Source organism: Brevibacillus sp. IT-7CA2 (assembly GCF_949767855.1).
Lineage (GTDB): Bacteria > Bacillota > Bacilli > Brevibacillales > Brevibacillaceae > Brevibacillus.
This window is the reverse complement of the sequence record NZ_CATKQT010000022.1, coordinates 73,334-99,097: the sequence shown is the minus strand read 5'-3', so window position 1 is coordinate 99,097 and position 25,764 is coordinate 73,334. Positions and strand designations below refer to the sequence as shown.

Below are 25,764 nucleotides of genomic sequence, written 5' to 3'. Positions count from 1 at the left end.
GTTTTCGCATTACAATTGAAACTTACGAATGGAATGCTGCAGCTCTTCTGCCATTTCGGCGAGTGTACTGGAAGCGGTTGTAATCTGTTCCATAGAAGCTGTTTGTTCTTGTACAGAAGCAGCTACGCTTTGCGTGTTTTCCGCTGCCATTCTTGAAACATGCGCAATTCCCTCTATAAATTCCACAACGGAAACAGTTCCGTTATTGGCTTCATTAATTTGTCCTGACATTTCTTGTGTTCTTTTCGAGACTTCGTCTACTACTCCCAAAATTTTATAGAAGGCAACCCTAGCTTGTTCGATCATGATGACTCCTTCTTTAACTGCTACGTCCCCTTGACTCATGACGTGAATCGCCTTTTCCGTATCTCTTTGAATATCCCCGATGATGGAAGCGATCTGCGAAGCTGCTTGCGCGGACTGTTCTGCTAATTTGCGAACTTCATCTGCTACAACTGCGAATCCTCTTCCCTGTTCTCCCGCTCTCGCCGCTTCAATCGCTGCATTTAACGCCAATAAATTCGTTTGACTCGCGATTTCCGTAATAATCGAAACGATTGAACCGACTTCTTTGGATTTTTCTCCGAGCATATTGACCACCTCGGCAGAAGAGCTCACTCTTTGATTAATCTCATTCATTTGTTCGATTGATTTGGCAACCACTTCATTGCCTTCGGTTGCTGTTTTGTTCGCTTCAATGGATGAGCTGATCGCATGATCCATACTCATTGATACTTGTTGCATAACTTGCGAGATGCTAACGGCAATCTGTGTGGCATTCTCTGCATCATTTACTTGCTGCTCAGCACCTGCTGCAATACCTTGGATCGATTGGGATACGTTCTCTGCTGTCTGACGTGTTAATTCGGAGCTGGCTGTCAATTCCTCGGAGGAGGCGGCTACTTGTTGTGAATGGAAGGAGACTCGTTCTAATAAATCTTGCAGATTATGCTTCATTTGGGAAAAATGGCGGGCCAGTTCACCAATTTCGTCGCGATTCTTGATTTGAATATCTGCTGAGGCCAAGTTCCCTGCGGCAATTTGTTCGGCTGCATTCGTAATCAGCAAAACGGGGTGAGAAATGGCACGTCCAATCATGAAGGCGATACCTGCTCCTGTGAAAAGAGCAAGCAAGCTAAGCAAGACAACCAGGAGCTTCGTAGATTGAATACCGCTATCCAGCTCGGCAATATCTTGTTTCAATAGCTTCTGTTCGAGAGCAACAAATTCTTGGGCTTTTTGAATAAACAATTCGCCGACTGGCGTACATTCATCTCTAACCAAGCGCGTGTACTCTTCTACTTTATTTTGTTGTTTTAAGGTTACAACCCGATCAATAATTTCCTCGTGTTGGGCATGCAGCTCGTTCATCTCTGTGACGAGTTTTTGCCCTTCAGAAGTCATGCCCAAATTGAACAGTTCTGCTGTAAGCTCTTTATAATGGTCATTTGCTTTTGTATACCCCGTCAGGTAGCTGTCATCGCCTACAATGACATATCCGCGCGCATACTTTTGTCGTTCACTGACACTTGCAATAATGTCCTTGGACAACATCTCCTTGTTAACTCGGTCTTCAATCATCCTCCCATAACGGGAATCGATGGAAGAAATCTGAGAAAAACCAATCCCTGCTACTGCCACTAAAAGTAATAACACTGCCAAAAATCCTAAAAATAGCTTTTTCCTTACCGTCAACTTCATAATAGTTGTTTCCTCCATCGTTATTCTACGAATTATCCCTTTTTATAATCCCTTCCTCTTATGTAACGGCATTTTCTATAGGTCTTTTGACCTTTTTTATCATACAACATCGTTCTGTAACATTTTTGGAATTCTTTTCGACAATGAAAAAGCCCCGACTGCCATGGCGGACGAGGCTTACTTATCCATTTATGAAGCTACTTTTTCTTACATATCTTATCGTTTTGGCGCCCGAAAGCCTGCTTGCAGCGCTTCTTCCTCCGTCGCAAACCACATCTCCGCTTTTGTTTGCTCGTAGCTAGCGGAGCCTGGAACGTGATAGATTTTCTCGCCTTTGCTGTTGATATTGCCCTTGATAGTCTTACCTTCTGGTGGCGCGGTGTCTGCGGCGGTATTGTTATTGGACTGTTTTTTTGACTTGGCTTTTTCCTTAGGAGCCTCTGTCTGCTGCCCTTCTAAAGCCCACAGTCCGCGATTCTGCTCCCGCGCCTCCCGCTCTGCTGCCAGGAACAGCTCTGCTTGGGCTACATTCGGTGGGATTGTCATGATCCGCGCGTAGCCGTCACGAACGAGCTTTTCATTGACAAAGGTTCCGTCTTCCAAATATACGTAAGCAAGCAAACGCTTGTATTTGTCATAGGGCTCGACATCGAACTTCAGCTTGACCTTTTTGCCAGTTAAAAGCTCTTTAGAGTAATTGCTCGCTTCTTTCCCATACGGTTCGACTGGATGGTTGGGTTTTACTGTCTCTGGGGTATCTACGCCAATCATACGGACTTTTTCCCCGCTGTCCAGCTCGAATGTATCGCCATCAACCACTCGTTTGATCACAGCATCTATCTCCCCGTTAGCTTCTGGCTGGCCGGACGATCCACATGCCGATAGCAAAAGAACCAGTGCGAACAGATATATGGTTAATCGTTTCATAGACTTCCTTCTCCTCTTCTTACGTTGCATTGTTTTCCAGCGTAGTGGATTTGCCAGCGCAGGTCAATAGGAGAGAAAAAAGTACAAACGTTCAAGATAGAACGTTTTTCCTAACGAAAAAAACGACCTTCACGCAAGGTCGTTTTGTCTATACGTCCAGATTTAGTCACGATCGGCGCTAAACAAGAACAACAGGACGACCACGACAATAATAATCCATATAAATTCCTCGTTTTCGCGATCAAAAAAACCGTCGAACAGACCCATGGTGGAGTCCTCCTTTCCGTCTCGCTACAGCCTATGCAAAAGGCTAGACGCGTGCCAGTAGTTGGAAGAGCCCAAAAGTGAAATGCGTGTTCAAAAGACGACTTTTTGAAAAACCGCTCCAGGAAATGTACTACTTACAAGTAGACAAGATCAAATGCGTATAGGTACCTAGCTGTCTTACTTCATTCGTAAAACCAAGATTGGCAAGCTCCTGTAGCAATCGAGAGCGATCGGCATAACAGCGGTCCTGAATATCTGCTATCATTCTCGTATGACCTGCCTCCTCTAGAGCATCAAGATGAGCTTGTCTATGCGTCTGATCCACAAACATCAAATCGGCAATGACCAACCGTCCCCCTGGTTTTAACACACGACGACATTCCGCCAAGGCGAGCTGCTTCTGATCATCCGTCAAATGGTGCAAGGCGTAACTCGTAGCCACAAAGTCAAATCGGTTTTCTAAAAACGGAAATGCGAAAAAGGTTCCCAGCTTCGTCTCGACCCCTGGGTGTTTCGCTCTGCATTGCTTTAGCATTTGCGGAGATTGGTCGAACCCGCTCATCCTGGCTCCTTTTTTCACGAGACGCCCTGCGAGGTTTCCTGTACCCGTTCCGGCATCCAGACCACACTCTCCCTGTTTGACCGCAACTGTCGCAACGACCTCATCCAGAACGTTTTCGTATGATTCATGACCATTCCCGCCATGTGCCCATTCGTCGTAGCGGTCCGCCCATTCATTAAAATTCCATCGATCCACCCAGTTATCTCGTGTCTGCTTCAATCGTTTGTTCGCTTCTGCCAGTGTAAACAGTTCTCCTGGATCAATCGATTCTCTACCCTTTATCCGCTCAATCATCGCTTCTGTCGTTTGAATGACCTTGCTCATTTCTACCCACCTTGTATACATAAACGAACGCTGCAGCTCTAAATAATGGAGAAGACTTCCTTCCTGATCTTTCATTTGAATCAGGAGCTCCCGAATGTCTTCTACCGCCATCCCGACCTCGCGGAGTGTAATGATGGTTTGCAGCCTCCAGACATCTTCCTCTGTGAACTGGCGATACCCGGACGCATCTGCTTTCGATGGCTTGATTAACCCTTTTTCTTCATAATATCGAATCGCACGCGGGGTTATTTGCAAGCGATGGGCCATGTCTTTGATTTGCATGGAACTCTCTCCCTGTATCATTCTTTCCTTATCATAAACCTTGACGCTGCGTGAATGTACAGAACGAAAGAAAAAAAGCTGCCGGATTCTTTCCGACAGCTCGTTTCTATCTTATTAATGTCTCGCCGGCTCAGAAATTTGCTGGAGAGCGTCACTCGCCTCATCTTGGTGAAACTGACGAACAGCCATATCTGCCAACGCCACAATTCCGACCAGCTTGCCATGTTCGACAACAGGCAGACGACGAATTTGATGCTGGGCCATGATCCTAGCCGCTTCATCGACAGTTGTTCCAGGTTGCCCAAGAATAATGTCTCGTGTCATGACGACCTCTGTGGCGGCCGAGCCTTCATGCTTTTCAGCCAAGCCACGAATGACGATATCGCGGTCCGTAATGATCCCGATCACATCATCTTTTTCATCCACAACCGGAATGACTCCTACATTCCAATCGCGCATTTTGCAAGCCACTTCATACACATTATCCTTAAGCGTCACAGTAGCGACATCTTTTGTCATAATTTCGCGCAATGTGCGATTTTCCAGCTTCGCCATTTTCATTCTCCTCCTTTTGCTAATCAACGATTGTAGTTTGTCCTCTCACCTATCGTTTCATGCGCAAGAAAGAGTATGATATATTGCGCTTCTTCCAAAAACAGACTATGATTAATAAGTGAATATCTCACCCATTTTTAGGAGGAAAAAGAATGGTCATTAAGGACACGGGGATTGGCACGAAAGAAGTCTTTTTCGCCGATCTGGAGCACTACATGAGCGAACTCGGCTTTGATCGCGGCGCCTGGGATTACAAGCATGCTACATACGATTATAAAATCCACGATAAAGGCACTGTCTTCTACCTGCGCATCGAAGCGAACGTGACAGAAGGCAAACTTGAGGATACGCACGCCGTCCTGAAGCTCGAAGATCCTTATATGGGCAAACATCTTTTCCCACACGGTCTGGATTACGATTACCCAATGCCAGACTCCGTTGTAAAAACAGCGAAATTGAAGCTGCAAATGCTGGGCGAAAAGCTGTCCTCACACTAAAAAATGAAATGGCACGGTGTACAGAGAGGAATCCCCTCTCTGTTTCACGTAGAGGGGGTATTTTTATGAAGACGAGGGGCGTACCTGACTTCTTGCTCCTGTTTTTGACCGCCCTACTTGTTGGGTTTGGGATAACCATGGTGCTCAGCTCCAGCTCCATTTTCGCGTTGACCAGTTTTACAAGCGGCGGCTGTGATTATTGTGGCGGAGATGAGCTTTATTTCGTGAAGCGTCAATCGGTTTTTTTGCTGGTTGGTGTTGTTGGGATGCTGGTGGCCATGAACATTCCCTTCTCCTTTTATAAGAGAAATTTCTTATTGATTGCGCTCGTCAGCTTCTTTTCTTTGCTCCTGGTTCTTGTTCCAGGGATTGGTAAGCAAGTTAACGGAGCACGATCGTGGTTTGAAATCGGTTCTGCAACCATACAGCCTGCGGAGTTTGCCAAGCTTGGCCTTATTCTGTACTTGGCAGCGATCATCTCCAAAAAAGGGAACGGGATACAAAAGTTGAAATCTGGTTTGATGCCGCCACTGATGGTAACAGGGATGTTTTTTATGCTGATTGTAGTCCAACCCGACCTAGGTTCTGCCGCCATCTTGCTCGGATGCGCTTTGATTGTCATGATCTGTGGTGGGGCCAAAATCCGTCATCTAGTCGGTCTCGGTGCACCAACTGTGACTGTTGCACTATTGGTATACATCACAGCAAAGCCCCATGCCTTGAATCGGATCTACTCCTATCTCAATCCGTGGAGTGATATGGATGGCACTGGCTACAACATCATTCAATCCTGGATTGCAATTGCACATGGCGGTCTGACTGGGACAGGATTTGGAAAAAGCATTCAAAAATATTTGTATCTACCGGAGAGGCATACCGACTTTATTTTCTCGATCATGACTGAAGAGCTTGGTTTTATCGGTGCCTCTGTGTTCCTCTTGATCTTATTGCTTTTCCTGCTGCGCGGCATCCATATTTGTCTGCGCGTAAAAGACACCTTTGCCAGTCTGGCAGGAATCGGTGTTGTCAGCATGTTCGCCATTCAGGCGATCCTAAACATTGGCGGAGTAACGGGTTTGATTCCATTGACAGGTGTACCTTTGCCGTTTATCAGTTATGGTGGTTCCTCTTTACTCGTATGTCTGCTCGCCACTGGCTTTTTGCTCAGTATTTCGCGGGAAGTCAGTCGCCAAAAGGTAGAAGAGCAATTACAAAAACAACCCTATGCCATGTAAGAAACAAACAAAAGGGATACCGGATGCGTCCAGTACCCCTTTTTGCTTACTCATTTCGAAGGAGCTCGATTGTTTCCACCCGTACATTCACGGCTTCCACATAAAGACCAGTCAATGCTTCCACTGCTTCTTTTACTTTTTCCTGTAGGGCGTGACAGACGTGATGGATCTGCGCCCCATAACGGACGGACACACGCATGTCAATGGTGACTCTGTCGTCTATTACGGATACGGTAATGCCTTTCGAGCCGCCATTCAGCTTTTTCGCCAAATCTTGATAGATTCCGCCTGAACGAACTGTGACTTCCAACACTTCTTCTACAGCAACGCCAGCAATGATCGCGATCACCTGATCTGCTACTCTGATTTCGCCAAGCCTGTCAGCCATCAGGACGCCCTCCTCGCCCGTTTCGTACTTCCCCCACTGGTTTCTTTTGCCTTTTTTTTATTATAAACAAATCATGCTTGGGCTTGGAAGGAAATTTGTTTTTTTCTCTCCGTTAGGGTCGGAGATGTGCAATGAATGTCAACGAGTGTCAACTGATCTGCAGCAAGTGCCTCCCGCAATACCGGCTCCAGAGCCTGTACCTCTTTGACGACCTTGCCACTGATTCCGCAAGCATTCGCCAATTGTTGAAAATCTGGATTACGCAATTTCACTCCAAAAGGGATCAAGCCCGCCTGACTCATTTTGACCTCTTCCAATCCTAATGTCCCATTGTTCGCCACGAGAATCACAATCGGAAGTTGGAGCTCAGCCACTGTCATAAGTTCTGCCAGATTCATTTGCAATCCCCCATCCCCAGCGACGCAGACGACCTGCTTCTCCGGATAAGTTAGCTTTGCAGCCACAGCCGCAGGCAACCCAAATCCCATCGTTCGCCACTTCCCGGAGAAGAGTGGGGTCTGTTTTTTCCCACGGAACGCCCGATTAAACCAGATCGTGTGCTCACCCGTATCTAGGACGATGATCGCATCTTCATTGACCACGCCCCCGAGCGTATGCATTAAGGTTTGTGGTTTTACTTGCTCACTCGCATGTTGAATGATCGCATGCTCTGTCTCCTCGCCAAATTCTCCATGCCACCGCTTGATCTGTTCCTGCCACGCATCGCCCAGCCTGCGCGATTGCAAGCGTCTCATCCAGATAGGCAGGACATCGTCCAATTCAGCTGTGACAGATTGGAGGTAAGGATGTGCATGTATCGATCCAGGCTGATGATCTACTTGAATGACGGACAGTTTCTTTGGCAAAAAAGCGCGCGGGAACCAGCTCGCTCCCAAAATCAGCAACAAATCGGCTTCCGCTAAGGCATGCAAAGCTGTTTCGCTGCCTCCCTCTCCCCATCCGCCGATCACAAGTGGATGAGATTCATCTACCGCCCCTTTTGCTCCGAGCGACAGCAACACGCCTGCCCCTAGCTGTTCCGCTAGCTTTACACACGAATCTGCCGACTTCCGGGCACCGATACCAAGCAGTATGAGAGGCTTTTGCGCCTTCACAACCTGCTCGCAAGCGAGCTCGATCTCCATCCGATCAGGATAAATGGCATGTGGAATGCGTGGAAGTGCTGGAAGAACAGCATCTGAAGTCGTTTGCGTAAAGACGTCCTTGCAAATGGAGAGATGGCTCACTCCTTTTTGCTGCATAGCCGTGACAAATGCTTTGTGCAGAACACTCTGGATTGCATCTGGATGCGTAATCGTCGTCGAATAAAAACTGATGGGACGTATCATGTCTTCTTGTGAGATAAACTGCTTGTACGCACCACCCAGCTTGTATGTCTCCACTTGACCCGTAATCGCAATGACAGGTACGCGATCTGTATGCGCATCTGCTAGTCCATTCAGCAGATTGACGAAACCCGGCCCCATAGTCGCGGTACAAACAGCCGGATTTCCCGTCAGTTTTGCTTCCGCACTTGCCATCATGGCCGCAGCAGATTCATGCTTGCAAGCAATGTATTGAATGTGGGATTGCTTCGCGATCTGATCCAGCCACGCAAAGATTCCGTCACCTGCCACCCCGTATATTCGTTTTACTCCCCATCTGATCAATTGTTCCGTCAAATATTGCGCGACCTGCATCAAAATCTTCCCCTTCCAGAACTAAAGTGCAAATACATTACTCGTAGTCTACGCATTCTCCAATATTTTACTAAGGCCAAAATGACGGAAGTTGGAGAACCTAACAATAATCAACTGATATTCAAATCCATACCCGAAGGAGGGTAAGAAATGAAACAGCCTGTCAAATGGCTGCTAGCTGTAGTAGTATTCGCACTTCTGGTTACGACTGCGGTTATGGTATCTCCGTTGCGCTCAGATGCATTCAGTAAGCAGATCGTCAAAGTAGGAGAAGAAGGCTCAGACGTGCGTGAGATGCAGTATCGCTTGAAGCACCTTGGTTTTTATACGGGCAAAGTAGACGGCGTATTCGGGTGGCGTTCTTATTGGGCGTTGCGTAACTTTCAGTATGAGTTTGGCTTAACCATAGACGGTGTCCTCGGAGCGCAGACGAAAGTAAAGCTGTACAACGCAACGAAAAATTATAAGCCCACTGCTTCTGATCTCGGGGTGCCACAAACCGCAACCCCTGCACCATCGAAACCTTCTACGCCTCCTAAGCCTTCTAAGCCTACGTATCACGCAGCCGGAATATCGGAGAATGACCTGCGTTTGATGGCGAATGCCGTTTACGGAGAATCGCGTGGAGAGCCTTACATTGGCCAAGTGGCAGTGGCGGCTGTCATTCTAAACCGGACGAAGAACGCAGCCTTTCCCAATACACCCGCGGGCGTTATCTTCGAACCTCGTGCCTTTACAGCTGTGGCGGATGGTCAGATTTGGCTAACACCGAACGAGCAGGCAAAAAAAGCAGTGAATGACGCGCTCAAAGGTTGGGACCCATCAGACGGAGCCATTTATTATTTCAACCCGGATACAGCTACATCCGGTTGGATTTGGAGCCGCCCTCAAATCAAAAAGATCGGCAGACACATTTTTTGCCGCTAGCATTCCATAAAAAACAGGCACGACAGTCGTAAGCTGCGTGCCTGTTTTCCTTTTCTAGTTTCATTTCGAACGTTGCGATTGCATATGCTGGGCCATTTTGACGAATCGCTCTTCCGGTTCTGTGGTCCCACAAACTCCACATTGTATCATGTAGTTCTCACCTTTATACGGCTGGTGAAACATATCGAGCTGTTCTTGATGGAGTTCTGCTACGACTTCGCCTGACTGTGGGTCGAGTCTTATATAGCGAGGGGTCTGCTCGATGACAGTGAACCTCATCCGATTCGATTTACATGTCGGGCATAACAAAGGCTGGGTCATAAAAAACACCTCACTTTTCTTGTTCATGGTTAGTTTTGTCCAGAACAGGAACTCTATACCTATGAGGTTTTAGGGATGAGTAAAAACTGCTGAGGTGATGATATGAACTTGAAACTCTTTTTCTCATTAGTAGGCGGGAGCATGCTGTTAGCTCTTTACGCCCACTATTTTTCTGGAAATGAAATGCTCCAATTCGTCACGGCTTCACTTGCCATCATTTTTTTGGCGGCTTGGCTCGGAAAATCGACAGAGAGCGTCGCCCATTATGCTGGGGACCGAATCGGCGGCTTTCTTAACGCTACCTTCGGAAATGCCGCAGAGCTCATTATTGCTTTTTTTCTTGTGAAAGAAGGCTTATTCGATATGGTCAAAGCCTCTATTACGGGTGCGATCATCGGAAATATGTTGTTGGTTCTTGGCTTGAGCACGTTACTAGGCGGTCTCAAGTACAAGGAACAAACCTTCAATAGCAGGCTGGCAAGTCACAATGCTTCGCTGATGACACTCGCGATCGTCGCTTTGTTCATACCGGCAGTCTTCATGTTCGATCTGCCTATGATCAAGGTGGAGATCATCAGCATCGTCATCGCCAGCCTGCTCATCATTGCTTACATTTTGTGGCTCATCTTTTCGATGATTACACACAGCGATTTTTTATCGGATATCGAGCCACAAGAAAGTGATGCGGTATGGTCGAAGGGTATCTCTCTCCTGATGCTTGCTGTCTCCACCTTTTTCGTGGCCGTTGTCTCAGAATGGCTGGTAGAGGGTGTACAGCATGTCTCCGAATCGTTAGGGTGGTCGGAGTTATTCGTCGGTGCTTTTGTCATAGCGATCATTGGGAATGCCGCAGAGCACAGCGCTGCCTTGCTTTTGGCACTAAAAGGACGCATCGGTGCAGCAGTCGAAATCGCGATCGGCTCCAGCCTGCAAATTGCCTTGTTCGTAGCCCCCACTCTCGTCATCATCAGTCTCTTGCTAGGCAATCCTATGGACATCGTGTTCACTACCTTTGAATTGGCTGCGATCGGAGTTGCTACCTTTATTACCATTTCCATCACACGGGATGGCGCTACGAACTGGTTTGAAGGCGTACTTCTGTTGACGGTGTATGTTATTTTGGGTACAGTCTTTTTCTTCGCGTAGGGCGCAAGAACAAAACAAAGGCTCCGCCATCCTTTGTGGCGAAGCCTTTCGTTTTTTTACCAGATACCCAGCATTTGTAGGAAAACCGCAAGAATCGCGATAGGTGCTACATATTTAATCAGGAGAAGCCAAATGATAAACATGCGTTTGCCCAGAGAAGTATGGGCCCCCAGCTCGTTGATCAAGGTCTCACGCTTCATTTTCAGCGGTACGAAGATCGCAATGAGCAGCGCTCCCAACGGCATCAAGATATTGCTGACCAAAAAGTCCATCGCATCAAAGATAGATTTGCCGAACAGCGTAACTTCGCTCCATACTCCGAATGACAAAGCCGACGGAACACCAACGATAAAAATCAACAGACCAATCACCCAAGCGAGACGCTTACGCTTCGTTTCGTCCCCCTTTGCAAGAGAAGCTACGATAATTTCCATCATCGAAAAAGCCGAAGTCAATGTAGCGAAAAGGAAAAGAGCCAAAAAGATTAACAGAAAAATGCTACCGAAGGCAATTTGTTCAAACACAGAAGGCAGTACAATAAACAGTAATCCCGGCCCTGCTGTTGGCTCTACTCCAAGGGAGAAGACTGCAGGGAAAATCGCCAAACCGGCAAACAGCGATACGAGCAGATTCAAACTGACAATCGATCCAGCAGAACGAACCAGACTTTCGTTTTTGGCAAGGTACGAGCTGTACGTGACCATGACGGACACCCCGACGCTCAGTGCGAAAAAGGATTGACCCAATGCGTACAGGATCGATTCAGCAGTCAGCTTGGAAAAATCAGGACTCAGAAAGAAGGAAACGCCCTCCATCGCCCCATCCAACGTCAAGGAACGAACCATCAATACCATGAATAAAAGGAACAAACCAGGCATCATGTACTTGTTAGCAGACTCAATACCACTCTGTACGCCTCTCGCTACTACCCATGCGGTAATGAGCATGAAAACCAACTGGGCAACTACTGCACCAACAGGATCACCGATAATGTCACCAAACACTTTATCATAAGCTGGCCCTTGCAATTGACCAGTAAACCCGCGAAGAAGATAACTAAGAATCCAGCCTCCCACCACACTGTAAAACGACAAGAGCAAGAAGCAAGTGATCACTCCAAGGCGACCGATCCAATGCCAGAGTGACCCTGGCGCAATTGTTTTATACGCACTGATCGCCTCTTTTTGTGTACTGCGTCCGATTGTGAATTCTCCTAGCAACAGCGGAAGACCAATTGCTAGCGTAAAGATGATGAATAGCAGAAAGAACGCTCCACCACCGCTCGTTCCAACCATATAAGGAAATTTCCAAATGGCCCCCAGTCCAATTGCCGAGCCTGCTGCTGCCAAGATGAAGCCGAGCCTGCTCGTCCATTGTTCGGCTTGTTTCATAGTTTTCAACCTCCAAAGATATTCTTTTATGCTCAAAAATGGATACAAAAAAACCCGCCCCAAAAAGGGACGAGTTATTCATTTCTCGCGGTACCACCCTACTTAGACATCCCCAATTGGCGATGCCTCGCTTCGTCATTGATAACGGGAATGACCCGGACTCTCCTACTGGCGGCGCCTGCGTTCAGAGATCAGCTCAAGAGTGAATTCAACGGGGCTTACATCAGGCTGCTCTCAATCTATGGCAGCCTTCCCTGTCATGCAGCAGGTCCGTTTACTAGTCTCTTTCCTTGCTTGTTTCTATGATTCGATTGTTGGGCGTCTTGCGAAAATAAAAAAAACCCGTCCAAAAAAGGGACGAGTTATTCGCGGTACCACCCTGATTAAGTGCACGGGATACAGATTCCCTACGCACTTCTCTCCATCATTGATAACGGGAATGACCCGATTCCTCCTACTAGGCAAAAAGCCATTAAGAGGGCTGCTCAGGAGGGAATTCTACGGGGCGCGCTTCAAAGCTGCTTCCAGTCTAAGGCAGCTTCTCCCTGACAAGCGGTGATTCCGCATACTAGTCTCCATCATTGCATTTCAAAATTAATAAAAAATTATAGACTTTAATTTAATATAAATATACGAAATAGGCAAGTACTTTTTCTTTCAACAAAATGAAAAGCGAGGATAATCGCCGCTCTCCTCGCCTTACTTTTGATTAAACAGTTCATGAAGATGGGCCAATTTACGTTCCAATGAACCCATAATTTCTCGACCAATGTCTTCGCTAATCAGTCCTAAGCGGACCGCGTACTCTACTTCACGAGAAAGCCCGAACATTTGGGTATCCAGCACTTCTTCATACAGTGGGCACTGCGGCATGGTCAGGTTTTCCATCTGTACGTCGATCAGCTTGTAAATTTTGTCGGCGTCTGCTTGAAGCAACGCTAGCGCTTTTTGTTCCAGATCGGGAACCTTAATTTCTGTCAAAACCTATCCCTCCGTTTGCCTCCATCCTTATCATACATAGTACGCGATTCTGGGCCATTTGAAAAGGGGAGAAGGCAGATCAACTGCAAGAAGCTAAAAGATACCAAGCTTCCACTCTTTTGAAAGCAGTTCCAACAGCTTGACACCGGCCACTGAATTTCCTTTATCATCCAAAGCTGGACCAAACACACCAATCCCCATACGATGTGGTACTGTTGCCATAATACCGCCGGCAACCCCACTTTTCGCTGGGATTCCTACGTCAATCGCAAACTCACCAGAGGCATTGTACATCCCACAAGTCACCATGAAGGTCTTGCAGATTCGCGCTACTTCTTCTGGAATCACTCGCTCACCCGTATTCACGAGAATTCCGTCTGCTGCAAGCACCATCCCTAGTGTAGCTACTTCCTTCGCTGTCACTTCTATCGAGCAATGGCGAAAATACAGATCAAGCGTCTCTTCTACATCCGTTTCCAGAATGCCGCTGTCCTTTAGAAACCAAGCGAGGGCACGATTGCGATCAGCCGTTTTCTTTTCAGAACAATAAACAGCTTGATTGATAGAAAGATGAGGATTCCCCGTCATTTTCCGCATTAAAGCCATCACAGCATCTAGCCGTTCGTCTACGTTGGCACCGTGAATCATGCCCGCAACCGCAATGGCTCCTGCATTGATCATCGGGTTCAGTGGTTTATGGGATTCGGTCGTCTCCAGCTTAATAATCGAATTAAACGGGTCTCCAGTTGGTTCTTTTCCCACATGCCGAAACACGTGTTCCTTCCCGTTCTGGCATAAGGCGACGATCAGAGAGAATATCTTGGAGATACTTTGCATCGAGAAAGGCACATCTGCATCACCAGCAGAAAGAATCGTCCCATCGGGCAAGCATACAGCCACTCCCAATTGATGTGGATCGACTTTTGCCAATTCAGGAATGTAAGAAGCTACACTCCCCTTGTTTGTATACGCAAGTGATTGGTTGCGTACTTGCTCCAACAGTTCGGACGCTTGTTTCAAATCCATCGAAAAACCCCTCAGTCTATTACGTCGATGTATACAGATTCGATTGTAGATTTCTACATGGGACATGTCAAATTATCCCTACTTCTGCACGGCGTGCTCCAATCGTTCCATCGCTTCGACTAGAATCGATCTCGGGCAAGCAAAATTGATTCGCATAAACCCTGCACCATCCGGCCCAAACGTTGTGCCATCATGTAAGCCAAGCTTGGCATCCTCGCGAATGAGCTTGTTCAACTCCGCCTGACTAAGTCCTAGCTGTTTAAAATCCATCCACCCCAAGTATGTCGCTTCCGGAATGGCCATGGATACCCCAGGAATACGAGTCGATAAAAACTCATGCACATAGGCAGCATTCTTACGTAAATAGATCAACAGTTCTTCCAGCCATGCTTCTCCATGTTGGTAGGCAGCAATCGTTGCTTCCATCCCGAACAGATTCAGATTCTCATAGCCCATTTTGGACGCTGTGATGGAGAAGTTCCGCAATAACTGCTGATTTTCTGTCATCAAATAGGAAGTATACAGACCAGCCAAATTAAACGTTTTGGCGGCTGATAGAAAGGTAACGCTCTGGTTGGCTAATTCCGGTGCCAGCGAATAGTAAGGCGTATGAACATTTGGCTCATAGACCAAATCCGAATGAATCTCATCGGCAACCACAAGCACGCCATTTTCTACACACAATCTTCCCAAGCGCTCCAACTCTTCTCTGGTCCATACTCGCCCGATCGGATTGTGCGGTGTGCAGAGCAGCATGAGCTTCACCCGCGGGTCGCTCAGCTTTTGTGCGAGATCATCCCAATTCATTTCATAACGGCCATCACGCTCCAACAGTGGGCTGGTAACGACATGACGTCCGCGATTTTCGACTGCATGATAAAAAGGATGGTACACAGGCGTCTGGATCAAGACACCGTCTCCTGGGGCTGTATACGCCTCTACCGCTACGTGTATGCCGGGAACGACTCCAGGTATCCCTGTCATCCAACTCACTTCTACCTCTATACCAAATCGCTTGTGTATCCACTCTTTCAAACTCTGATAAAGGGCATTTGACTTCAAAGTGTATCCGTATATCGGGTGACTCGCCCGTTTGATCAATGCCTCCGTAATTTCAGGAGCGCAAGCAAAATCCATATCCGCTACCCACAGCGGAAGCATTCCTTCTCCGTTCACTTTTGGATTCTGAATCTCCCATTTGACACTATCTGTCCCTTTGCGTTCGATGCGCTGATCAAAATCGTACACGGTCGTTCCCTCCCTTATTCCCTTCACATACATACAGACAGCATAAACCGTCTTTTTCCAATTGTCCAAGCTTCTGGTGTACGAAAAAAAGAGCCGCCCTGATGAGCAACTCTCTTCTTACTAAAGAATAGATTAGCGAGCGTATACGCCAGGACCAAATGGGAGATCCAGGAAGTACCATGCTGTCAATTGCAAGATCCATACAACCAAGAAAACGATTGCAAATGGAGTCATGGTAGAGAAAATCGTTCCCATTCCTGCATTCTTATTATACTTCTGATAGAAAGCCAGGAAGAGCGGGATGTACGGATTCACAGGTGAGATCGTATTGGTTGCAGAGTCTGCAATCCGATATGCGACTTGGATAAACGCCGGATTGTAATCTAACAGCATCAGCATTGGCATGAATACAGGTGCCAGGATCGCCCACAGCGCTGAACCACTCGTGATAAACAAGCTACAGATACCTGTAAAAAGTGTGAAGGCAATAATGATCGGCAAACCCGTCAAGCCCATGTTTGTCATGAATTCTGCGCCATTGACAGCCATCAAAATACCAATGTTGCTCCAGTTAAAGAACGCGATGAACTGCGCTGCTGTAAACGCTAACACAATAAAGCCGGACATATCCTTGATTGCTTCGGACATGTAATGCGGAATGTCCTTCGACGTTTTAATCAGTCCCATTGCTCTACCGTATACAAACGATACGGTCACGAAGAACAACAGGATGATGGGAATGATCCCTTTCAAAAACGGTGATGTCAAGAAGTCACCTGTCTTTGGATCACGTAACAGTGAACCTTCTGGAACGACCAGCAATCCTACAATGACTACGAAAATCAACGCTGCGATACCCGCTTTGCGCAGTGCTTTGTTTTCTTGAGGAGTTACTTCTTCAAATTGTACATTTCGATCGCCGTGATACGTGCCAAGGCGTGGTTCGATAATTTTATCGGTAATCCATCCACCAATGAAAGCGAGGATGACAACGGAAGCTGACATGAAGAACCAGTTATCTACTGGTGTAACCATTGCATTCGGATCAATCGTTTTCGCTACTTCGGTACTGATCCCTGCCAAGAGAGCATCTGTACCGGCAATGAAAAAGTTCGCTGTAAAACCGGAGGATACACCAGCCATACCAGCTGCAAAACCTGCAATCGGGTGACGCCCCATTGCCAAGAACACAAGACCGCCAAGCGGAGGAATAATAACCATGGCTGCATCCGAAGCAAGATTTCCTAATATACCGACAAAGACAATTGCATAACTGACAACCGATGCCGGAATGCCTGCCATCATTTTGCGTAGAACAGTCGTCAAAAGACCGATTTTTTCTGCCAGTCCAATTCCAAGCGTCATCGCCAGAACGAGACCAAGTGCTGGAAAATCAATAAAGTTTTTCAGCATACTCGTTAAAATCCAGTGAACACCTTCGACGCTAAGCAAACTCTTAACGGCAACCTCTTCGCCTTTAGCAGGATGCATAACCGAAAAGTCCATGGCTGCAAGGATTGCTGAGACTACCATCAATACACCACACAAAATAATGAACAATACAAATGGATGCGGGAGCTTATTCCCTACCGTTTCAATCCATTTTAGGATACCTTTTTGCTTCATCAGTTCTGCTTGCACATTCGTGCCTTTCGCCATAGTTTCGCCCCCTAAGTCGTTTGAATTCCCTGAATGTTTCTGCGGCTTTGCTACCATCCTCGGGATGAATGATGTGGTCTTCCTTCTCTAGCGCTCATCGCCGTTGATGGTTCAGCGGGAGAAAGACGAAGTGAGCTTCCCTTTTCTCGTGAAAGCCTTTACAAGAATCGAAAGGCTTGTACACAATGCCTTTTATCTGACCCCAACTTTTTAGTAGGAACTCAAATATCACAGGCAAAGTTCACTCTCACATAATAACTTTCTAATATGATTATATAATCTATAAAATACATGTCAATAATTTTTAGACTATTTTATGAAATTTTCGCTTTTTGGATAATTGCTGTCATTTGCGAGTCTATAGTAATATAGAGATTGACTACGAATGATCACGGAGGAATGACGTATGTCTGATGTTATCGTGTTCAAAGGGGCTATTGCTTTCCCCATTACATTGGATCCAACCGTTTGGGTTTTTGATGAACGCAAATTCGATCTGAAAACATACTCGGGCGAAGATGATAGCTCGCTGGCAACACAAGCAAAGTATTTGGCTGGCACGGGGACGCAGTGGGATAAGGAATTGCGCGAGGGGGCTACGCTTCCTTCCGAACGAAAAAGCTTAGCCGAAGAACGTAAAGTACTCGAAGGCGAGTACGGAATCCGTCTTGATCCCTTCATTACAAATGCTGAGCCTCTACCAGAGGTGACTCATGTCCGTCTTCACCGCGAGGATCAGGAAGCGATCATTCTTCCACTTGCTGAGGCAAGAAGAGCCATCCTACAATTCTCCAAAGACGGCAGGCCTATTAAAGAGGATGGTCCTGTGTACTTATATTTGCCGGAAGTGTTGCTGGCAAATGAAGCACCGATCAAAGGAATTACCGCTTTGGAGTTTATTACCAAGTAAGCGTAAGATAACAAAAGCCATCCTCCTTCGAAAAAGAGGATGGCTTTTGCCATATGTTACGTATGTGTGATGATTTTGCTCTTAGGCGCTGAACTGCGTGATACGGATATTCCGATGCTGTAGTTCTTCGCGAAGCAATTCGATAAACGCTGCATCTAGTTGAAGGTCGACAGCTCGATGATATACTTCTATCAACATTTGGTCACTTAAGTATTTCACCTTTGCTCACCTCCATCTTTAATATGAGCCCATTGTAACAGAAGCATTTGTATCGAACAATCGTTCGGATATCCACAATCAGTGTGGACATCCTGTTGGTAACATGTGGGCAAATTGTGTGTAACTTATAAGTATCCAAGCATTTCCTTTGTGGATGTTTTCTTCCATTTATCCACAGTCAGTCGAAAAATGTCGAACGAATGATGTGACTATTCTGTCATAATGACCCCTCAAGAAAAAAAGCCACCCTGTACAGGATGGCTTTTGTCGTTGCTATTATGCGTTTGCAGCTTCTGTCACGTGCAGAACTTGCTTGATGCGATCAATTGCCCAATCCAGATCTTCTTTGCTGATGACGAGTGGCGGTGCAAAGCGAATGGTTGTCTCATGTGTTTCTTTGCACAGAAGTCCCAGTTCTTTTAGTTTTTCGCAATATGGACGAGCCGCTGTTGTCAGCTCCAAACCAATGAACAGACCGCGACCGCGAATTTCCTTGATGATCGGGTTGTTGATTTCTTTCAATTTCTCCATGAAATATGCGCCCATTTCCAGGGAGCGCTGTACAAGACCTTCGTCAGCCAATACATCCATAGCTGCAACAGCAACCGCACATCCGAGTGGATTTCCGCCAAAGGTAGAACCGTGGGAGCCTGGCTCAAATACGCTCAAAATTTCTTTATCTGCTGCTACTGCGGAAATCGGGAACACGCCACCACCAAGAGCTTTCCCCATTACGTACATGTCTGGTACTACATCTTCCCAATCGCTGGCAAACATTTTACCTGTGCGACCGAAGCCCGTTTGAATCTCATCGCTGACCAAGAGTACATTATTTGCTTTACATACCTCTTGTGCTTGCTTCAAGTAGCCCTCTTGCGGAATGATGATGCCTGCTTCCCCTTGGATCGGCTCCAGCATGAATGCTGCTGTATTCGGTGTAATCGCTCGCTTAAGCGCTTCAATATCGCCATAAGGAATGATTTTGAAACCAGGCGTGAATGGTCCGAAGCCACGTCTGTACTCTTCTGCAGAAGAGAAGGAAGTTACTGTGACAGTACGACCATGGAAGTTGCCTTCACATACGATGATTTCTGCTTGGTTCTCTGGTACTTTTTTCACATCATAAGCCCAGCGACGAACCGCTTTGAGTGCTGTCTCTACTGCTTCTGCACCAGTGTTCATTGGCAGGATCATTTCTTTTCCTGTCACTGCAGAGAGCTTTTCGTAAAATTCACCCAGTTGGTCATTGTAAAAAGCTCGGGAAGTGAGCGTTACTTTATCTGCTTGATCTTTCAGAGCTTGGATGATACGTGGATGACGATGCCCTTGGTTCAGCGCAGAATATGCACTCAGCATATCCAGATATTTATTGCCTTCCGGATCGTGTACCCATACACCTTCTGCTTTGGAAATAACGATCGGTAGCGGATGATAGTTGTGCGCACCAAATTTTTCTGTTTGTTCAATAACCACGTTTGTTTTACTCATGTCGTTAGCCTCCTTCAAGATCACTTGCTAAAATTATCTAGCAAGAACGATGCCAAACAGGAAAACCCCACAAAGTCGATCCAATCCGATCAGATGAGCAAAAAAATTTTGCATCTCGCATTCATATTCTTTTGCAGTGCATAATGTTTTTGCACTCATTCCCTTTATGCTATGATAGCCTCATAAGGAAAGGCTGGTGACCACAGTGTCGTCTTCTACGCATAATTCTTCAACTGACACTCTCTTGCGCATTTATGAACATATTTTGGACAGAATGAATGAAGGTGTACATGTCATCGATTCGGACGGGACAACGATTGTCTACAATTCCAAAATGACCGAGCTGGAATCGATGACCAGACAAAACGTTTTGCACAAACCTTTGGCAGAGGTTTTTCAGTTCCCGTCTGGACAGGAAAGTACCTTGCTCACATGCTTGCGTACCGGAAATAGCATTCGCAATACACGCCAAACGTATTTCAATGACAAGCAAAAAGAAATTTCAACCATTAACAATACGTTCCCCATCATTGAAAATGGCAAGGTCATCGGCGCAATGGAAATCGCAAATGATGTTACCAAAATGGAACGATTGATCAGAGAAAACCTGCTTCAAAAAAACGGGTCACGCTACACATTCGAGCACATTATCGGGAGAAGCGGTCCTATTCTCGATGTCATAGAGAATGCCAAACGCGCAGCACGCACCTCCTCATCCGTATTGGTAGTCGGTGAAACTGGTGCCGGGAAAGAGCTGTTCGTGCAAAGCATTCATAATGCCAGTCTGCGTGCTTCTGGTCCCCTTATTTCACAAAACTGCGCTGCGCTTCCGGATAGCCTGATCGAAGGGCTTTTGTTTGGAACTGCTCGCGGAGCATTTACTGGCGCAGTGGAGCGACCTGGATTGTTTGAGCAAGCGGAAGGCGGAACACTTTTTCTCGACGAAATCAACTCGCTTAGTATGCCACTCCAGGCAAAATTGTTGCGTGCTCTGCAAGAGAAGTCGATTAGACGTATTGGTGACACAAAGGATCGGACGATTGATGTACGAATCATTGCCGCTATCAATGAAGATCCTGTTGAGGCAATTGCCAATTCGCATTTGCGAAAAGACCTGTACTATCGTCTCGGCGTCGTCACGTTATTTCTCCCGCCGCTTCGGGAACGCAAGGAAGATATTCCGATGCTGGTCAGCCATTTTATCGAGAAATACAATGAGCTGTTCCAAATGGAAGTAAGAGGCATCAGTGACGAGGTTCTGCAATTTTTTATCCAGCATGACTGGCCTGGCAATGTGCGTGAACTTCAACACTTGATTGAAGGGGCCATGAATCTGATGATTGACGAATCAAGCATCCGCTATGAACACTTGCCCTTGCACTTTTTGCGTCGTACGCCAGCCGCTTCCGTAGCAATCGAGCAACCCTCCCCTCACACATTACCTTTTGTGGACGAAGGAAAACCGTTGAAGGAAACCATGCAAGAATTTGAAACAGCATATATTCACCATGTTGTGGAACGCTATAACGGAAATATTTCACGAGCAGCCAAGGAATTGCAAATCAGTCGTCAGAGCTTGCAATATCGTTTGCGTAAGCTGGGGATTAAGGGATAAAGAGTACCTTTTAAGAGCATTCTGGTTTGAGTCAACATAGTGGAGGAGAAGAAAAAGCACAGTTTTCTTCGACTCCGACACGCCCGCAAGGGTGATTTACTGCTCGTCTCCACTTCAAAAAGGGGCCCGTCGATCCAAAGCCACCCTACGGGCGGAAGTTTCTCGAGGAAGAAGTGTTCGACAAGCGTGGTCCCCTTTTTAAGGTTCCGACTATCGTTGCCTTCTAAAGCTTGCGTGATAATCTTATTAGATGCTATTTAATCAGTCAGTTTTAACCTTATCATTTTTAATAAACGCCAAGAGATTTGGCGTTTTTTTAATTATTTTGCATCAACTGCCGAATCATTTTGCGCTTTTTGCCAGTATATACCTCAAAAATAATATTTTCATAAAGTATTTCGTTTGGTATCATTCTTGCAGAGCATATATCGCTATCGCGCCTGAAAACGCATACATCCATTTAACATACTCGCGTGAAGGAGAGGGTTATATGTCCACAAGCAACATGGAACAGCACAATCAATTGAAACGCACGATGAACAGCAGACACCTCTTTATGATTTCTCTTGGCGGCGTAATCGGAACCGGGTTATTCCTCGGATCAGGTTATACAATTAGTCAGGCAGGACCAGTTGGTGCCATTCTCTCCTATTTAGTCGGCGGCTTTATCATGTACCTGACTATGCTATGTCTGGGCGAGCTGACAGTTGCCATGCCAGTGGCCGGTTCGTTCCAAACATATATGACCCGCTTTGTTAGCCCAGCACTTGGGTTTGGTGTAGGCTGGTTGTATTGGCTTGGTTGGGCCGTGACCGTTGCTTTAGAGTTGTTGTCATCAGGATTGCTGATGCAGCGTTGGTTCCCTGACTCACCTGTTTGGATGTGGTGCGCGATCTTTGGTGTTGTGCTCTTCTTATTAAATGCTTTATCTGCTCGAGCGTTCGGTGAATCTGAGTTCTGGTTTTCCAGCATTAAAGTAAGCGCTATCATCTTGTTCATCATCTTGGGTGGAGCAGCGATGTTTGGCTTCATCGACCTGAAAAACGGTCAGCCTGCACCAATGCTCACCAACTTTACAGAAAGCCCGCTTCTCCCCTTTGGAATCACAGGCTTGGTGATGACGATGATCACCGTGAACTTTTCCTTCCAAGGTACCGAGCTCATCGGGATTGCGGCTGGAGAAAGTGAGAATCCAGAGCAGACGATTCCGAAGGCCATTCGTACGACGGTTTGGCGTACACTCGTTTTCTTCATTCTGGCGATTGCCATCGTGGCAGGGATGATTCCACACCAACAGGCGGGTGTGATTGAAAGTCCGTTTGTCGTCGTATTTGACAGTATTGGGATTCCTTATGCGGCTGACATTATGAACTTCGTTGTCTTGACAGCACTTCTGTCTGTGGCCAACTCTGGTTTGTACGCAGCAACTCGTATGCTTTACTCCCTGTCCAAAGAAGGAATGGCTTCGAAAAAGCTTGGGGCCGTAAATGGAAAAGGGATTCCGATGAACGCTTTGTTGATTACGTTTGCAATCGCTCTCTTGTCTCTTCTGTCCGGTATTTTTGCAGAAGATACGGTGTTCATGGTACTGTTGTCAATCGCTGGTCTCGGCGCACAGGTGGGTTGGATCTCCATCTCCGCTTCGCAGCTCGCTTTCCGTCGCCATTACCTGAAAAATGGAGGCAAGTTGGAGGATCTGAAGTTCCGGACACCTTTGTACCCTATACTGCCTTTGATTTCCTTGATCTTGAACTTGCTCGTTCTCGTGAGTTTGGCATTCGATCCAGAACAGCGCATCGCCTTGTACTGCGGAGTTCCGTTCATGATCATTGCGATATGCGTGTATCAATTCCATTTTAAAAAGAAACTCGAAGCGTAAATCAAAAAGAAAAGCTTGCAGCCCCCTCTTCAAGAAGGAACTGCAAGCTTTTCATGTTATATATGCGATGCGATAGGCTTGGCAATACTACAATGAGATTCGGACAATTTCCGTAACGACTACCATGGCAAAAACTGCAAATCCAAGGGAACTCGTTACCAGCAACATGCGCTTCAGCTTTTTCATATCTTCCATAAAATTCCCTCACTTTCTTGCGCCAATCATCTCTATCGTTATATACGTATGAACGATGGAAAATGTTTCATTTCGCCCAAAAATATTTATGATCGAGCTATTTTCTTCAGATCATTCCCAATTTGTCCGGTTTGTTGTTCCATGCGATGCAGCATCCAGGCCACCAAAAACCCGATGACCAAACAAATGGTCCATGGCAGCCACGGTGTTTGCAAACGCAGCCCTACATCGTACACCCATCCTCCCGCTACCTGTCCAAATGAACCCCCGATGGCAATCGAATACCCGTTGAAGCCATAATAGGCGCCCACCAAGTCCTTGGGAGCAAAACGAGGAACGACATCCACCAGATTCGGAACAGCAATCATGGTACCCAGTGCAAAAAGAAACACATCCAAGAGAATGAGCCACAATGAATCGGCAAACGTGAACAAAAATAGTCCCACACTCATAAACAACGTCCCGATGCCAATCAAGGTAAGCCTTTGCTGATAACTCTCCAGCAATTGTGTCACTTTCATTTGAAATAAGATTACAAACAGCGAGAGCGCAGAAAGCACGATCCCTACATTCACCTTGCTATGCGTAACATTTTCCACAAACAGCGGAATCGTTAAAAACACCTGCATATTCAAATAATAATACCCCATCAAAATAAAGGTATATCGTACAAACAGCTTGTCCTTCACTACCGTGGACATACTTTCCCATATACTATGCCGTGTATTCGTGGCGCGAATCGGTGGGAATAAAAAGAAGATCACGATTGTATTCACTCCGAAGACGGCCCCTGCAAACAACGAAATGTACGTAAAATCAATAGCCGAGAGTGCTGTCCCCACGATTTGGGAACCGACAACCGCAATATTGCCAAGCACATTGCGAAGGGAGAATACTTCTTTTCGGATGGCCTCAGGTGTAATAATCGCATAGGCAGCAGAGCAAGCAGGCTCAAACAACGCCCCACCCAATCCGGAAAGAATCGCGGCAACAAAAAAGTGCCACGTCTCGGTACAAAAAGCGAACATCGCAAAACCAACAGCACGTACGCCCAATCCGAGGAACATCGCCCCTTTGTATCCGAAGGCATCCGCGATCACACCGCCTAAAAAAGCAAGACCTTGCTGGGAGAACTGTCTAACACTCAGGACTATCCCTGCCATCGCCAGTGTCCAGCCGATGCTACCCGTCAAATACAAAGTGAGATACGGGATTAATGCATAAAAACCCATACTCATCATAAAAGATGTGCTTAACAAGAGCTTCACTGAAAAGGGCGTTTCTCGCCACCATTCCCACTTCATCCCAATACCCCTCGCTCTCCCGATAGCCCGCATGAAATAAGGATATCCCCAGCTTAGCGAACAGGGTATAATTTGGGAAACGAACATTTTTGTATATGGTAATCAAATATTTAGATAAGAGGGATTCCAACTGTATGGACTTCGAACAATTACGCGCTTTCTACACATTGGCCCAAACGAAAAATTTCACCAAGGCTGCGGAAATGCTCCACCTAGTCCAGTCTACGGTGACAATGCGAATCAAGCAACTGGAAGAAAAAGTTGGCAAACCTCTTTTCATTCGTGATAAAAGAAGTGTGGAGATTACCCAAGCGGGCTTAACCCTTTTACCGTATGCAGAGAGAATCCTCAAACTGTCCCATGAAGCCCTAAATGAAGTCGCTTCACTCCAGCCCTATGAAGACTATTTATCGATCGGCAGCTTAAACGCGATCTGGACTTCCACCCTCGAGCCGATCTTGAAAGAGTACCACTATCGGTATCCACAAATTGCGATCAGCACAAAGACAGGGCACTCGTCCGATGTCATCCAGTATTTGCTGGACAACGTGATTCAAATCGGAATCGTGTACGTCCCCCCATCCTTGCCCAACTTTGACGTTATTCCAACGTGGGATGATGAAATTGTCTTGGTTTGCTGTCCTGAGAGTCCCATTGCCGCATCTACACACGTCGATTCGCGCGAGCTGCGCAATCTGCCGCTGCTGTACATGAATTGGGGCCCTCCTTTTAACGAGTGGATTAGACAGACCCTGCCGCGTAATTACGTACCCAAGCTGACAGTAGACAAAGCGGAGCTCGCCATCGATCTGATCAAAGAAGGTCTCGGAGTGAGCTTGTTGACACGCTCTACCGTCAAAGCGGAGCTTGCGGCGGGTACCTTGAAGGAACTGATCATAACAGGCAATAAGCCTCCCAAACGCTCGGCATACATCGTCTTGCCTAAGGACAAAAAAAATAAACCCAGCGTAGAAAAATGGCTGAGTTTAATGAGTGAATTAGGATATTCCACCTAGC

Annotated in this window: 23 protein-coding genes and 2 other annotated features; of the genes, 8 read left to right on the top strand and 15 right to left on the bottom strand. The window is 46.6% G+C overall.

Translation table 11 applies throughout. From position 1 onward, the window contains the following. Positions 1-9: 9 nt before the first annotated feature. The 4 genes from ACM6JA_RS13380 to ACM6JA_RS13365 form a co-directional block, all read right to left on the bottom strand. Positions 10-1,701 carry a methyl-accepting chemotaxis protein gene (locus ACM6JA_RS13380; RefSeq protein ID WP_414852680.1) on the bottom strand — a complete coding sequence of 564 codons (1,692 nt, stop codon included), beginning with the start codon at positions 1,699-1,701 and terminating at the stop codon, positions 10-12. 216 nt (positions 1,702-1,917) lie between these two features. Next, the gene (locus ACM6JA_RS13375; RefSeq protein ID WP_414852679.1) at positions 1,918-2,628 is read right to left on the bottom strand and encodes a thermonuclease family protein; all 711 of its coding nucleotides are present in this window, start codon (positions 2,626-2,628) and stop codon (positions 1,918-1,920) included. A gap of 397 nt (positions 2,629-3,025) precedes the next feature. Beyond that, positions 3,026-4,063, bottom strand: coding sequence for a MerR family transcriptional regulator (locus ACM6JA_RS13370; RefSeq protein WP_414852678.1), 1,038 nt, complete (start codon positions 4,061-4,063; stop codon positions 3,026-3,028). A 114-nt stretch (positions 4,064-4,177) separates the two neighbouring features. Further along, the gene (locus ACM6JA_RS13365) at positions 4,178-4,618 is read right to left on the bottom strand and encodes a CBS domain-containing protein (RefSeq protein WP_414852677.1); all 441 of its coding nucleotides are present in this window, start codon (positions 4,616-4,618) and stop codon (positions 4,178-4,180) included. 152 nt (positions 4,619-4,770) lie between these two features. Here ACM6JA_RS13365 and ACM6JA_RS13360 point away from each other — a divergent pair, with 152 nt between their 5' ends. Together ACM6JA_RS13360 and ftsW are read left to right on the top strand one after the other, a co-directional pair. Next, on the top strand, positions 4,771-5,115 hold the full coding sequence (locus ACM6JA_RS13360) for a YugN family protein (protein WP_007725836.1): 345 nt from the start codon (positions 4,771-4,773) through the stop codon (positions 5,113-5,115). 65 nt (positions 5,116-5,180) lie between these two features. Further along, entirely contained in the window at positions 5,181-6,350 is a 1,170-nt protein-coding gene (gene ftsW / locus ACM6JA_RS13355) for a putative lipid II flippase FtsW (RefSeq protein WP_414852676.1), read from the top strand. A gap of 46 nt (positions 6,351-6,396) precedes the next feature. On the opposite strand, the gene ACM6JA_RS13350 is transcribed toward ftsW, so the two are convergent. Further along, positions 6,397-6,738 carry an Asp23/Gls24 family envelope stress response protein gene (locus ACM6JA_RS13350; RefSeq protein WP_414852675.1) on the bottom strand — a complete coding sequence of 114 codons (342 nt, stop codon included), beginning with the start codon at positions 6,736-6,738 and terminating at the stop codon, positions 6,397-6,399. 71 nt (positions 6,739-6,809) lie between these two features. Then, entirely contained in the window at positions 6,810-8,438 is a 1,629-nt protein-coding gene (locus ACM6JA_RS13345) for a thiamine pyrophosphate-binding protein (RefSeq protein ID WP_414852674.1), read from the bottom strand. Between the two features lie 150 nt (positions 8,439-8,588). On the opposite strand from ACM6JA_RS13345, the gene sleB reads away from it, so the two are divergent. Next, positions 8,589-9,365 carry a spore cortex-lytic enzyme gene (gene sleB / locus ACM6JA_RS13340; RefSeq protein WP_414852673.1) on the top strand — a complete coding sequence of 259 codons (777 nt, stop codon included), beginning with the start codon at positions 8,589-8,591 and terminating at the stop codon, positions 9,363-9,365. Between the two features lie 60 nt (positions 9,366-9,425). Here the strand turns inward: sleB and ACM6JA_RS13335 are convergent, their stop codons facing one another. Continuing rightward, positions 9,426-9,686 carry a hypothetical protein gene (locus ACM6JA_RS13335; protein ID WP_017247929.1) on the bottom strand — a complete coding sequence of 87 codons (261 nt, stop codon included), beginning with the start codon at positions 9,684-9,686 and terminating at the stop codon, positions 9,426-9,428. Between the two features lie 102 nt (positions 9,687-9,788). On the opposite strand from ACM6JA_RS13335, the gene cax reads away from it, so the two are divergent. Beyond that, positions 9,789-10,832: a calcium/proton exchanger gene (gene cax, locus ACM6JA_RS13330; protein ID WP_414852672.1), complete on the top strand. Its 1,044-nt coding sequence runs from the start codon at positions 9,789-9,791 to the stop codon at positions 10,830-10,832. A 56-nt stretch (positions 10,833-10,888) separates the two neighbouring features. On the opposite strand, the gene ACM6JA_RS13325 is transcribed toward cax, so the two are convergent. The 5 genes from ACM6JA_RS13325 to ACM6JA_RS13305 form a co-directional block, all read right to left on the bottom strand. Continuing rightward, complete coding sequence (locus ACM6JA_RS13325; protein WP_414852671.1) at positions 10,889-12,223, bottom strand: sodium-dependent transporter; 1,335 nt, start codon at positions 12,221-12,223, stop codon at positions 10,889-10,891. Positions 12,224-12,285: 62 nt separating this feature from the next. Then, positions 12,286-12,523: a binding site (T-box leader), on the bottom strand. A gap of 50 nt (positions 12,524-12,573) precedes the next feature. Further along, positions 12,574-12,814 (bottom strand) — a binding site (T-box leader). Between the two features lie 108 nt (positions 12,815-12,922). Then, positions 12,923-13,204, bottom strand: coding sequence for a YlaN family protein (locus ACM6JA_RS13320; protein WP_007725848.1), 282 nt, complete (start codon positions 13,202-13,204; stop codon positions 12,923-12,925). A gap of 93 nt (positions 13,205-13,297) precedes the next feature. Further along, positions 13,298-14,230 (bottom strand): glutaminase A, encoded by a 933-nt coding sequence (gene glsA, locus ACM6JA_RS13315; protein WP_414852670.1) that lies wholly within the window; start codon positions 14,228-14,230, stop codon positions 13,298-13,300. 78 nt (positions 14,231-14,308) lie between these two features. Beyond that, a complete protein-coding gene (locus tag ACM6JA_RS13310; protein WP_414852669.1) occupies positions 14,309-15,478 on the bottom strand; it encodes a MalY/PatB family protein in 1,170 nt (389 codons plus the stop codon). Between the two features lie 132 nt (positions 15,479-15,610). Next, complete coding sequence (locus ACM6JA_RS13305) at positions 15,611-17,137, bottom strand: AbgT family transporter (RefSeq protein ID WP_414852668.1); 1,527 nt, start codon at positions 17,135-17,137, stop codon at positions 15,611-15,613. A gap of 406 nt (positions 17,138-17,543) precedes the next feature. Between ACM6JA_RS13305 and ACM6JA_RS13300 the strand changes: the two genes are divergently transcribed. Beyond that, positions 17,544-18,047 (top strand): hypothetical protein, encoded by a 504-nt coding sequence (locus ACM6JA_RS13300; protein WP_414852667.1) that lies wholly within the window; start codon positions 17,544-17,546, stop codon positions 18,045-18,047. An 81-nt stretch (positions 18,048-18,128) separates the two neighbouring features. On the opposite strand, the gene ACM6JA_RS13295 is transcribed toward ACM6JA_RS13300, so the two are convergent. Next, a complete protein-coding gene (locus ACM6JA_RS13295; protein WP_007725857.1) occupies positions 18,129-18,266 on the bottom strand; it encodes a sporulation histidine kinase inhibitor Sda in 138 nt (45 codons plus the stop codon). A gap of 276 nt (positions 18,267-18,542) precedes the next feature. After that, positions 18,543-19,754: an ornithine--oxo-acid transaminase gene (locus ACM6JA_RS13290; protein WP_414852666.1), complete on the bottom strand. Its 1,212-nt coding sequence runs from the start codon at positions 19,752-19,754 to the stop codon at positions 18,543-18,545. 196 nt (positions 19,755-19,950) lie between these two features. Here ACM6JA_RS13290 and ACM6JA_RS13285 point away from each other — a divergent pair, with 196 nt between their 5' ends. Together ACM6JA_RS13285 and ACM6JA_RS13280 are read left to right on the top strand one after the other, a co-directional pair. Beyond that, entirely contained in the window at positions 19,951-21,369 is a 1,419-nt protein-coding gene (locus ACM6JA_RS13285; RefSeq protein WP_414852665.1) for a sigma-54 interaction domain-containing protein, read from the top strand. A 490-nt stretch (positions 21,370-21,859) separates the two neighbouring features. After that, complete coding sequence (locus ACM6JA_RS13280; protein WP_414852664.1) at positions 21,860-23,248, top strand: amino acid permease; 1,389 nt, start codon at positions 21,860-21,862, stop codon at positions 23,246-23,248. Positions 23,249-23,529: 281 nt separating this feature from the next. On the opposite strand, the gene ACM6JA_RS13275 is transcribed toward ACM6JA_RS13280, so the two are convergent. Then, the gene (locus tag ACM6JA_RS13275) at positions 23,530-24,747 is read right to left on the bottom strand and encodes an MDR family MFS transporter (protein ID WP_414852663.1); all 1,218 of its coding nucleotides are present in this window, start codon (positions 24,745-24,747) and stop codon (positions 23,530-23,532) included. Positions 24,748-24,881: 134 nt separating this feature from the next. On the opposite strand from ACM6JA_RS13275, the gene ACM6JA_RS13270 reads away from it, so the two are divergent. Next, positions 24,882-25,763 carry a LysR family transcriptional regulator gene (locus tag ACM6JA_RS13270; RefSeq protein ID WP_017247917.1) on the top strand — a complete coding sequence of 294 codons (882 nt, stop codon included), beginning with the start codon at positions 24,882-24,884 and terminating at the stop codon, positions 25,761-25,763. Position 25,764: the final 1 nt, after the last annotated feature.